Annotated in this window: 10 protein-coding genes; 7 read left to right on the top strand and 3 right to left on the bottom strand. The window is 42.8% G+C overall.

Annotated features, from left to right (window positions below):
* Positions 1 to 33 precede the first annotated feature (33 nt).
* The 7 genes from Pcarn_RS21785 (at position 34) to Pcarn_RS21815 (ending at position 8,843) form a co-directional block, all read left to right on the top strand.
* Positions 34 to 1,926, top strand: coding sequence for a hypothetical protein (locus tag Pcarn_RS21785; protein ID WP_261836429.1), 1,893 nt, complete (start codon positions 34 to 36; stop codon positions 1,924 to 1,926).
* Between the two features lie 632 nt (positions 1,927 to 2,558).
* Positions 2,559 to 3,314 carry an oligogalacturonate-specific porin KdgM family protein gene (locus Pcarn_RS21790; protein WP_261836430.1) on the top strand — a complete coding sequence of 252 codons (756 nt, stop codon included), beginning with the start codon at positions 2,559 to 2,561 and terminating at the stop codon, positions 3,312 to 3,314.
* A 90-nt stretch (positions 3,315 to 3,404) separates the two neighbouring features.
* Complete coding sequence (locus Pcarn_RS21795) at positions 3,405 to 5,000, top strand: right-handed parallel beta-helix repeat-containing protein (protein WP_261836431.1); 1,596 nt, start codon at positions 3,405 to 3,407, stop codon at positions 4,998 to 5,000.
* A gap of 132 nt (positions 5,001 to 5,132) precedes the next feature.
* Entirely contained in the window at positions 5,133 to 6,125 is a 993-nt protein-coding gene (locus Pcarn_RS21800) for a polysaccharide lyase family 7 protein (RefSeq protein ID WP_261836432.1), read from the top strand.
* A 332-nt stretch (positions 6,126 to 6,457) separates the two neighbouring features.
* Positions 6,458 to 7,180 carry an oligogalacturonate-specific porin KdgM family protein gene (locus Pcarn_RS21805; protein ID WP_261836433.1) on the top strand — a complete coding sequence of 241 codons (723 nt, stop codon included), beginning with the start codon at positions 6,458 to 6,460 and terminating at the stop codon, positions 7,178 to 7,180.
* 394 nt (positions 7,181 to 7,574) lie between these two features.
* Positions 7,575 to 8,255, top strand: a complete 681-nt coding sequence (locus Pcarn_RS21810; RefSeq protein ID WP_261836434.1) for an oligogalacturonate-specific porin KdgM family protein — start codon at positions 7,575 to 7,577, stop codon at positions 8,253 to 8,255.
* 159 nt (positions 8,256 to 8,414) lie between these two features.
* Positions 8,415 to 8,843 (top strand): hypothetical protein, encoded by a 429-nt coding sequence (locus tag Pcarn_RS21815; RefSeq protein WP_261836435.1) that lies wholly within the window; start codon positions 8,415 to 8,417, stop codon positions 8,841 to 8,843.
* Positions 8,844 to 8,877: 34 nt separating this feature from the next.
* Here Pcarn_RS21815 and Pcarn_RS21820 read toward each other — a convergent pair whose 3' ends face one another.
* The 3 genes from Pcarn_RS21820 to Pcarn_RS21830 form a co-directional block, all read right to left on the bottom strand.
* Positions 8,878 to 9,585 (bottom strand): 3'-5' exonuclease, encoded by a 708-nt coding sequence (locus tag Pcarn_RS21820; RefSeq protein WP_261836436.1) that lies wholly within the window; start codon positions 9,583 to 9,585, stop codon positions 8,878 to 8,880.
* Between the two features lies 1 nt (position 9,586).
* Positions 9,587 to 11,452, bottom strand: coding sequence for a DUF294 nucleotidyltransferase-like domain-containing protein (locus tag Pcarn_RS21825; RefSeq protein ID WP_261836437.1), 1,866 nt, complete (start codon positions 11,450 to 11,452; stop codon positions 9,587 to 9,589).
* A 169-nt stretch (positions 11,453 to 11,621) separates the two neighbouring features.
* Positions 11,622 to 12,341, bottom strand: coding sequence for a FadR/GntR family transcriptional regulator (locus tag Pcarn_RS21830; RefSeq protein ID WP_261836438.1), 720 nt, complete (start codon positions 12,339 to 12,341; stop codon positions 11,622 to 11,624).
* Positions 12,342 to 12,343: the final 2 nt, after the last annotated feature.

The following is a 12,343-nucleotide window of genomic DNA, read 5'->3' on the forward strand; positions in this document are numbered from 1 at the left end:
AGGCTTTAAAAAGAACAAACGTGAGATACTAATATGAAAAAGTCAAAAATAGCATTAGCGATTGCCTTATCTGCAGGCCTACTAACTGGTTGTGATTTCGATGTAGGTCCTGAAAATGGTGATTCAAGTGGCGGTGACGGAGGTTCAACACCAACATCTGCACTAGTTGGTCCAATTTGGAACTTTGAAGACACTTCTGGTGCTTCTACGCAATCCACAGATCTTCCAAATGTTTATGTTTTTGATGGTGAGAATCAAAGATATTACACCGACAATACCTCTGATACTTTACTTGGTACCTATGTGATTATTACCGAAACTTACAGTGAAGAAGACGGTGTTGTAACCTTCACTTATTACGATTCGGAAGGTAATCCAATTAAAGCAACCGGGCAATATGAAGTAGCTGAGGATGGAACTATTACCATTGATTCTGACACTGTTGGCGTTTTGAACGGTGCAGACGAAAGTGCAAATGACCAAATCAAAGCCGCTGTAGAAGCAGCTAACGCTGAGGCGGGCTTTAATAACCTAGTCCAGATTCAAGATACTGTTAGTTCAATAGGTGAGAAAGAAGATCCTGATTACTTCAAGGGAGATAAAGGCGAGTTGCGCCTTAAGTTTGAAGAAACATTAAAAGACTTAGGCATAGATAGCATTGCATCTGGTCGAGTTACCGTCGATCTAATATATCAAAATGATGAAGATACAAAACAAGCCGCTGATGGTACAGGTGACAACGCTTACCTATCTCTGTACGCAAGCGGCACATCTAACAGCAACCTTCATGGTGAAATACTGTTAGAAAATGGAAAAATCAAATATCGTGATAAAAATGGTGACCAAGTAGAAACAGGCGAAACATTTGAACTTGGCGAAACTCTTGCCGTAGATGTTAGTTGGGCAAATGGCTTGTTTTCTTTTTCAATCAACGACAAGTTGATTGCATCTGACATCCCCGTTGCTGACACTACCACAGACGTAACAGTTCTAGCTCTAAAGATTGGCGATGACGGAAATACCACAAACTTCGAACTACTTGCTGATAATCTAGTCGTTTACTCAATTGAAGATGGTTTAGAAGAAAAAGTATTTGAAGACAACTTTGACCTTTATAAAGTCGGTCAAGACTTATCAGGAAATCCATATAACAACAACAGCCACGAAGCTATTGTTATAGGTAATACTCCAGACGAGCCAGAAGATCCTATTGACCCAGTTGATCCACCCGCACCTGGTGAATTCACTGATGATTTTGAATCATACGTTGCAGGAACACAGATTGATACTGCTAATGAAACGTACACCGTTGCGGGTACTGATGTAAATGGCGATCCAATGACAGCTCTAGTTAGTAGTGACTTCGCAAACTCTGGTGTTAACTCGCTGTATTTATTTGATGATAGTCCTGAAGTAGGGACACCGGGAGAGGGTGAAACCCCGCCAAGCGACGATTACTTTAAAGGCGCTAAGCCAGTCGTATCAAAGGCATTTGCTTCTGGAGCAGCCGAGTCAGGCTCAGTCTCTACATCGGTATACATTCCTACCGATGGCTACGTAAAATCTACCTACTTATATTTAGGGGCGTCTGATAGTGCATCATCAAGTAGCAGATTTACAGAAATTATATTTACTTCGGACGAAATTAAATTTCGCGACAATGAAAAAGATCAAGTTGCGTTACATGAGTATGCAAAAGATAGTTGGGTTGACGTAACTATCTCTTGGGAAGGTACAGCTATCACTCTAGAAGTCGATGGAACTAGTTATACTACCTACGAAAAAGAGGTCGACAATGTGCTCACAACACTTCCTATGACTGCAGAAAATAAAGGTGCTGCCGAGTTGTTCGCTGTATATGTTGGCGACAACGGTAGCGAAGGAACATACTCTTACTTCGATAACCTAGATTCAGACTTGTTCTAATCAACAACATCGAACTCCAATCCAAAGCCATAGCATTCGCTGTGGCTTTTTTTCTAATCCGCGTCGTAAATCAATTGATCCCCGTTTACCTAGCCTAACTCGACTGAGCGACGAAACCCGCAAATATCAAGTCACGCCCCCTCTTTTAGACGAACAGGTCATAGACAACCGTTTACCAGCTAACTTATTCTACTGCTCAAAAAATGAGCTTTACCCAAACACAGTTATGCCACTCTCATAAGAATCAATCCCTAGATATTGCTCCACTGTTTCAAACATCAAAATCCTGCAACCCAACAGTCAACACTCTCTTGTATGAATTAACCCTCCATTTATTCAGCTTTACTTTTTTTTATTTGTAATACATATAAATCAAGTTTCATAAAACACCCAATTCAAAGAAAACAAAAACACTAAAAAGCAAGATAAAAATCACATTCAAACACCTAAAGCGGATCAATAAATACACATTTAGGAGCATTTATCGTGATCGCAAGCCCAAAATTTTAAAGCATCAGAAATCTGAATATCAAATTCTACTTTCATCACAGAATAATGCGTAACGCTACCATAAAATAATTGTCATACATTAATGCAAAACCTAAAACGCAACAGACAGAAGATAAAAAGATATGAAAGCTAATAAAATCGCATTCGCAGTGGTAGCCACTCTTCTAGCAGGCGCAGCAAACGCTGGTTCTTTAAACTATCGTGCTGAGTACAAGCATGACGAAAAGACATATGCTCAACGTGTAAAAATCGGTGAGTCAGTAAACATCGCAGACAAGACAAAACTTTACTTCAGTGTTGAACAAAAGTTCCAAAGCAATGACACAACTGATTTTTGGAAGGAAGTAGAGCGCGGTGACTCGGAGTTCGATTGGGGTATTCGTTACGACCTAAATAAACAATGGTACTTCCAACCAGGCATGCCAATCACATTTGGTAATGAACGTACTACTTACAAGCCTCAACTACGTGTTGGTTATCGTTCAAGCTTTGGTCTTACTACTGCCCTACGCTACCGTCATGAGTTCCGCGAATATACCAGTTCATCGACCGACAACCGCAGGCTGACAGACGGAACCTCTGCAGCAGCGGCTGGCAAGACATTCCAAGAAGGCAAATGGACTCTAACTGGCTCATACAGATTCTCAAACCCAAGCCTTAAGAACCTACGTTTAAGTTACGAAGCAAACTATATGCACAACTATGACGATGTAGTCATTTTTAACGACACAAACGAGAACTGGGATTTAGGTGGCATCATCGGTTACCAATTCGGCAACATCCGCCCGTACATGGAATTCTGGAACGTGAAAGGCAAAGGCTCAAACAATGATGATCGCCAACTTCGTACCCGTATCGGCGTTGCTTACTCGTTCTAATCAGTAATACAAAATAATAAATCGTGACTTAGCCGAGCGTCATTCCCTATCTCTGCTAAGCCATAACAAGAAATAAAAGAGAGATTAATAATGAAAGCTTCTAAAACAGCAATTGCAGTAGCACTTTCGAGTGTATTTTTGTTTGGTTGCGACTTCGATGTTGGCAGTGAGAATAAAGCTACTGGACCTGGCGATAATCCAGGTGGCAGCAACCCTGGTGGTGGTGAAACAACACCTGGCGTAAACTACTTCGCACAGATTTTGGACAGTACAGAAAAAGGAACTGGTCAACTTCGCTTAAAGCTATCTGAGAGCAAATCTGAGACAGCTGTGAGTGAAATTTCTGCTGGCTTTCTTACCGTTGACCTAACCTATCAGAAAAACGGCTTCATTAATGAAGTTGACTCAGCAGAAAATGCTTACATTCAACTGTACACAACAACCGGGACAAGCACCAAAGACCTGCGAGGTGAGTTAGTCCTTGGTGGCGGTAATATAAAGTATCGTTTCCACGATGGTAAAGATGAAAATGGAGAAGATAAATATAGCCTTTCAGACTCTATTGGCACTTATGAACTGGGCGAAGAACTAAAAGTAACTGTTAGTTGGACTAAAAACGAAATAAATTACTCTATCAACGATCAAGATCTAGGTACTTTCCCCGCGATAAACACAGAAGCTGTTGAGTATATTTCTCTGAAGCTAGGCGATACCACATACAAGTCAAACTACGAAGTGCTGGCGGACAACTTAAAAATTTACACAGGCGACGCTTCAAACAATGAACTGATTTTTGAAGATGACTTTGATAGTTACGGCCTTGGCCACGATCTAAACGAAGTTCGATATAACCGTGCATTAGACGTGATGATTTTAAGTGATGAACTCGACAATGGCGGTGATGACAACGAAGGTGACGGCAACGACGGCGACATCAACGAAGATGGTACAGCTGTCGACACACTAAATGCACTGATCAATTCAGCTAACGTCGGCGACACTATTACCCTTGCAGCAGATCTAGACTACTCGACAGGTGTTATTAAGCTAAATAAAGCAGTAACGCTTGATGGTCAAAATGTAGCAACTATTACTGGTAGCGCTTGTATCCAGATCACTGCTCCTGGTGCTGCTGTTGCTAACCTAGCATTTGAAAATAGTGCTATTGGTGCTGAATGTGGCGTACACGATAGCGATAGTCGTCGCGGTGCAATTACCGTAGAAGAGGCGGCATCGGAAGATGGTAACCCAGTACGACTAACCAACTTGACTTTTGATGGCTCCAAAGTAACGCAGGATAGCCTTTATAAAAAAGCAAGTTGGGTATTCTCTTCAGGTTATGCAATTCTAGAAGACAGTGAATTTAATAACCTACAATCCCGCATACAAAACAATGCTTTTTATACGTCATGTGTTTCTGCAAGCCAAAGAGGAATTGAAATTAACAACAATACCTTTGAGATTGATGACCTTGGTGACAAAGAAACAGCTGCGATAAAAGTTGGTAACTCAAAGAGCGGCGAAATTGATAGCGGAGCGACTAACTGTAATGTCACGATCTCAGGAAATCAGTTTACTGGTTACAACCAAGAGATTTCGTCTAATGCAGGTTCCGGCAAAGACCGTGTAGTCGCAATATTTGCGAATCAAGCTGGAAACAACATAGCGGGTAACCTATTCAACTAAGACCCAAAAATCTTGAGAAGCCATGCCATCATTTGCATGGCTTCTTCATTTAAATTCAGCTAAACACAAATCACTTTGCTAGGTTATTGCAAACTTTCCTCGCCAAAATAGGCTTTAAATGAAACACAGTTTATGACTAAGAAACAGATAAAAATAATTTTTATAGCCGTTGTCCTTGGCCTCTCCGGCTGCAATAGCTCAAGTTCATCCAGTGACAATGGCTCCACTAACCCAGGGAATGGTAATAACATTCCAGACGATGGAAATGGTAACGAAAATAGAGAAATCGACTGGAACTTAAACCAATGGAAGCTCACCCTTCCAATTAGCGAAACATTTTACAGTGACACCTTTAACAGTTCACTATCAGGTGGCAATAGTGCTGCTGAACTAGTTCCTGGTGGGTGCCCCGGTGAAAAAGACAACTTAACCGAAAATACCTACTTCCAGGATTACTTTTACAAAGGTAATACCGGAAGCATGCATTTTAGAGTAGATTTGAATGGTGAAGGTCTAGCCACGACTGAAAATACCAAATACGTTAGGTCTGAACTAAGAGAGCTGTACAATTACGAAACTGCAAGTGGTTGTAGCACCAGCAACCAAAACTGGCGTATTCAAGACGACAATTACCACCAGCTACAAGGTACTCTGGTTGTTAATCAACACCCCAATATTTCTCAACCTAAGGTTATTGTTGGGCAAATACACGGTCAAAAAATCAAACAAGCTCTAGTTAAGCTTCAATGGGAAGGTGCTTCTAGACCGATTCGCGTTATCCTGAATGATGATTTCGCCACAGGGAACAAATCTTGCGAAGATGTGGGTAAAACGTGTAACCCATTCAGTGTTGAACTTGGCTATGCCAAAGCAGGTGAACGATGGTCGTACAACATTGTCGCTAATGAAGAGGGACTGCGCCTAGAAGCCGCTGGTAAATCAAAATTCATAGGCTGGGGAGACTCCGTGTACTGGAATGGAAAGTTCTATACCCTTTCTGATAATTGGAAAAACAACTCGAACAGTTTCTATTTTAAAGCGGGTATCTACCCTCAACTTATAGCTTCTGACTACTCTGGAGTCTTCGACGTAAGCTTCAGTGAGATAAAAATCACCCACCAATAATCATCACTGTTACAAATTCCAGAAAGCGGCTTCGGCCGCTTTTCTTTTACCTAAATCACACTTCGCGCTTACTTGTATTATAAAAATACATCAAGACCACTCTCTTTCTGAACAATCGAACATCATACTGGTTGTTTTAGAAAAATAATTTGAACTTCCAAAACCCCTGTCTTTGCTTAGTTGCAATCTATTGCAAAGCGCCTTTCTATTCAAAAAAAAGATAAATATGCACTTCTAAGAGATCTCGGTCACATCCAAAGAAAACCTAAGTGCTTAATATATTTGTCATACATTACGACTTATAACTAAAAGTAAGCAAAGGTTAACAACCAATGAAAACGATTAATAAAGTAACAATCGCTCTTCTTACCACTGTTGCAGCAGCATCTGTAAATGCAGGTTCTCTTGACTACCGTGCTGAATACAAACATGAAAGTGAAACATATGCTCAACGAATTAAAATTGGTTCTTCGGTAAAAATTTCTGACCCAGCAAAACTCTACTTTAGCGTAGAACAAAAGTTCCAGAGTAATGATACCGGAGACTTCTGGAATGAAGTTGAACGAGGTGACTCTGAATTTGATTGGGGTGTAGCGTATAACCTAGACAAAAACTGGTACATCCAACCTGGAATGCCAATTACCTTCGCTGATAACAAAACCACGTACAAACCTCAATTCCGAATCGGGTATAAAGCTGATTTCGGTTTGACTACTGCACTAAGATATCGTCATGAATTCCAGAAGTTCACTGCGGATAAAAATGACGGTGATACCATCCAGCAAGGTAAAATTACTCTTACTGGTTCATACAAGTTCACAGATGAAGCGTGGAAAAATCTGCAGCTTAGCTACGAAGCGAACTACAACCATAACTACGATGACGTAATTCTTTCAAACAACGATAATTGGGAATGGGATTTAGGTGTGAAGATTGGATATAAAATCGATAACTTCCGCCCATACGTTGAATTCTGGAATATTAAAGGTGATGACGGTAAAACTACAGATGATCGCCAGCTACGTACCCGTGTTGGTATCACCTACAGCTTCTAATTTGAGCTAACTCCCCCGAGAATACCAAGGGCTACATATTCTTATGTAGCCTTTCTACCCTTCGAAAGCCAAAGTACTTACCCAACTTTACGAACCAATGCGATCCAGATCACCAAATGGCGTGCCACACCAACGACTTGTAATACAAATAAAACTAAATGCAACCTGACGCGTAACACAGATTCATTCACTTTATGAATTTTTATGCAACTTTACCCATACTGAACAATAGTCAATAAAATCAGTTAGATAAGCCTTAGCTTACCGATATAAAAACTTATTCCGTTCTAAAACCCCTACCTAAAGTGATTTCGGTCACATCGAGAATCGAGAAATAGCCCTTAATATATTTGTCATACATTAACACCAACGTTATGAACAAAGGGTTACCCCAATGAAAGCTTTAAACAAAGTTACTCTATCTCTACTAACAGCTCTTGCTGCTACTTCTGTAAGCGCAGCTTCATTCGACATCCGTCATGAGTATAAGAGCCACACAGAGCAACATGCTACTCGTATTAAGATGGGCGATAGCATTGGTAACTTCTACTACAGTGGTGAGCTTAAGTTTAAAGGCGCTGACGGCGACTTTATGAAAGACCTTAAGAACAACGGCTGGGAACTTGACCTAGGTTACCGTTACCGCGTTGAGGGCACTAACTGGACCATCCAACCAGGTATGCCAATCGAAGGTCGTGAAAGTGGCATGACTTATAAGCCTCAGCTACGTGCTACTTACGCTCTAGAAAGCGTTGACGGTCTAAGCCTAAGTGCTCGTTATCGTTATGACATCAGAACCTTCAGCAACGGTGACGACACTCAATACCGTCACCGCCTAACTGGTAACGTAAACTATCGTCTAGATGACTGGCGTTTCGGCTTCGAAGCTAACTACTACAATGCAGACGGCTACGACATCTATGACAACGGTGAAGAGAACTACGAGCTAAACGCAACTGTACGTCGTCACTTTGGCAGCTGGGCACCATACGTTGAATTCGGTGACGTGAGCACTAGCGCGTCTAAAGCGACTCGAGAGCTACGTAGCCGTGTAGGTCTAACTTACAGCTTCTAATCGATTCTAATTCCTATAAAAAACATTTTAGATTTCCTTTTGGCCAAACCTCCCGTTTGGCCTTTTTTATGCCTGCATATCAGCTATGCATAGGAACAATTACGCTTCAACAAGCTTCTGTTTTATCGTCCTGACAATTTCATCATCTGGATTATCATCATGAAACTTAAGCACCTTTCCCCTCTTCTCCTAAGCTTTCCAATCGTCTGCATCGCAGGTGGCGGTCATCTCGTAGATGAACGCTCAAAGATAGCGTTCGACTATGACACAGTGTCTTCAGAAGTCGCTCAGAATGAATTGGTTGAGTGTCAGCAACTCGCCACCAGCACACAGAGCAATGTGCAAGATACAACTAAAGGCAGTGGTGCTAGAGGCGCAGCCAAAGGCGCCGCAAAGGGTGCAACCGTAATGGCTATAGCCGGTGAGTCAGGCAGTGATGGTGCGAAAGTTGGTGCTGCCGTTGGAGTAGTAAAAGGTAGGCGAGACAGTAAGAAAGCCACCCAACAAGCAATGGCGAATAATGAACAGCAATATGCGACTGTACTCAGGAACTGTATGGTAGACAAAAAATACGTAGCACTGAACTAGGCACAAAAATGCCAGCTTAATCGCTGGCATTTAATTACTGGCTTAGCTTATACAGATACCCAAACTCCACATCTTGTTTGGGTTCCAGCCGTTTACATTGCGCCATAAACAACTCTGCAGTGGCTACCGCATCTATCAAGGCATTGTGTCCTGCGTATTCTGGCAATCCATGACGCTCTCTCGAACCCGCTAGGGTGACATCGATATCTTGATGTTGCTGACGAGCCTTTGCCATGTTCTTTTCAATACACATGGTATCTAGCCACCACAAAGGCAGTTCGTTTAGGTGATAGTGCTCTTTTAAATACTGTTGCAGAAAACGCGTTTCCACCACACAGCCATGAGCAATGATCACTTTATCCATGGCCGCTTCGAAGAAGGTTCTCATGGCATCGTGTATCGATATACCCTCAGTCAGCATCTGAGGCGTAATATGGTTGATCACCGCGGTCTCAGGCTTAACCAAGGACTCTTGGTTGATATAGAAGTGAACCGCATTAGCCAGATCCACCTTTCCTTCTGACATTATCACCCACCCAATAGACAAGATGCGGTCTGTCTCACTATCGAGCCCTGTAGTTTCTAGGTCTAAGATAATGTATTCAAAATCACTGACTGTGGAATGAATCTCTGGCGAAAGCCTACCCACCAGCTCTTTAAAAAACTGAGCTGACACACCGGTTTCTTTCCATGAGCTCTGCTCTCGCTTCATGCGCTCTACTGGATGAAAATATGAGAACATATTAGCGAGCCCCAAACTTCAACTTCGCCGCCTCTTGCAGGTCAGCGATAATGCGGAATGCATCCTTCAAGTGACCACGTTCAAAGCTACCAAAGCTATCTGGGTTAATGTGGTTATTTGGAGCCTCACCACGTTTCAGCGCCTCTAACTGATGGCTAAAACGGAATGACAGAATGAACTCATAGGCACCCAAGATATTCTTGTATGAGTCCTCGGTCAGCTGCCCTTTTTCAAACGCATCTCTAAAGCGCTGATCTGTTGCTGAATGTTCACTCTCTACTGCCAAGCCATAGATACGTGCAAGGTCGATAATCAAGGTAATGGCATACTTCTTAATATTCAGGGTTTTGGTATTCTTGCCCGATTTTTCTAGCACTAAGCTGTTGAAGATACCCAGTGGAGGGTTAGTGCTAACCGCATCGTTTACCAATGATGGCAGGAACTCACGGCTGGCATTAATGCTTTGATGCAATGCATCGCGAAGAATGCCTTCGTACTCTTTATTACCATAAACCGAGCGGATCTCTAAGAATACACTGATGTTCAGCAGGCGCTCATACTCAGGATTCGATACCCATTTCTTGTAGTAGTGCTTCCACATGCTAACCGGTTGCAACCACTTAGGGTTGGTCGCCATGTAATCACCCGAGCAAAGTGGATAGTCGCAACTAGCAAGGCCATTACACACAATCGCGGCTAGGTGTTTAAAGTAGATCTTATCGTTTTCTGTAGCGTCATCAGCGAGCACAATTGCGTTGTCTTGATCTGACAGCATGTGCACTTCATTACGCGCATGCGATCCTGCTACGATCCACGAGAATTCACATGGCGGTGGACCTAGTTTGTCTATTGCTATCTGAATCAAGCGTCTGGTGTAAGAATCAAAGATAAGGGTCATTACCTGCCCTACGATCTCAGGCGCTACCTTACCTTCCACCAATGCCTCAAAAATCGCCTGACGCTCAGGAGTAAACTCAGCCAGAGAGCGCACACTGGTGGCGTATTTCACCTTTTCAATCAGGAATATTGCCTGCACCCTGTGGTTTTGCACCAGGTGAGAGGTCGTCAGCAGACCGATAACCTTATTGTTCTCAACAATAGGTAGGTTTCGAATGTTGAACTGCATCATCACCGAAGCGGCGTGAAGCACAAGATCATCAGGACTGATGGTCAACGGAGAGTAGGTCATCACTGACGAAACTGGCTGATCGATAGAAGCTCCGAGCGCAATTACTCGTTTGGTCATATCTCGGTCGGTGATCAAACCCACCAGTTCATCTTTGTCGTACACCACAGCGCAAGAGGTACGCTTAACTATCCGCATCTCATGGGCTACTTGCTGTATGGTTTGGTCGGCTTGAACAACCGCAACTCGGCCACTACCAATATCTCCGACACGCTTGATGAATAGACCTTTTTCTTTATTCGACCACACCACATCCAATGCCGATTTCAGGCGTACCTGAGCCTTAGATGCAAAGCGCTCGGCACTCTCAGGAGATGCCTTAAACAGGTTCTGCAGTGCTGAATGCGGGATCAGATAAAGAAGCGTCGGCTCAATAGCGATAGCCTTATAGCCATCATCACTGTTTATGTGGGTTTCAAGGAAGGTGAAGCCAAACAGGTCTTCTTGGCCCAGTCTTGCACGCAGAACGCCATCAGCTTTACGTTGCTCCATAGAGCCAGTACGCACTATGTAGAGGAATTTCTCTTCTCCTTCCACAAACAAAGCAATCTCTTCACCTTTGCTGAGGTAGGTTATTTGTACTTGAGAAGCGAGATCTCGAAGAGCTGGTTTTGGGATCTTATCGAAAGGGTCAATTTGGCCGATAAATTGGATGATATTGGGCAGTAGGGATTCAGACATTTTTGCGCTCAGTTAGCCTTTAAGTATTATTATATATGCAGAAAGCAACCTAGTAACATAGATGTAATGATTGTTATCGCAATAAGTTTAAAAAAATTTTCAAAAACTTGATCAAAAAAAGCATGCCGAGGCATGCTTTTTAGTGATTTCGTAAGACATGAGGTCTTTTTTAGCTAGCCAACGGCAAACGGTGGTTAGATGCTTGCAAGTGATTCGCTGATGCTTGACGCGCTTTATCTGGGTTACCTGCCATGATTGCTTCGTAGATTTCACGGTGCTCATTGATGCAGGTGCTACCCTCTTCTGACGAGTGAACGATGAAGTTCACGAACATAGTTGTCAGGATATTACCGAATGGTAGATAGAAGTCGTTACCTGTCGCGTTGAAGATCAAGCTATGGAAACGCATGTCTACGTCTGTCCATTTAACAATGTCCAGTTCAGGTGCCGCAGCAACCTCTGACATCTCTTGGAAGGTTTCTGACAGCTCAATGCGTTGCTCTGCAGTTGCGTGGATAGCAGCCAGTGCACATGCTTCCGGTTCGATAGCACGGCGCAGACCTAGGAATTGACCACAGAAAGTGTCAGTGTCCGCTAGACCATCCATCCACTCGATAAGTTGTGGATCTAGGAAGTTCCAGTAAGCGCGGTCTACTACTTTAGTACCCACTTTTGGACGAGACTCAAGTAAACCTTTTGATGTCAGAAGTTTAACCGCTTCACGAAGAGCAGTACGACTGATACCAAATTGCTCACATAGAGCCATTTCACCTGGAAGAATGGACCCCTCAGCCAACTCACCAGATAAGATACCACGTGCGATCTCACGTGCTACCTGGACGTGCAGGCTACGTTTAGAGCCCGCGATAGAATTAAATGAACCTAACATAA

The organism is Vibrio ishigakensis (assembly GCF_024347675.1).
GTDB classification, from domain to species: Bacteria; Pseudomonadota; Gammaproteobacteria; order Enterobacterales; family Vibrionaceae; genus Vibrio; species Vibrio ishigakensis.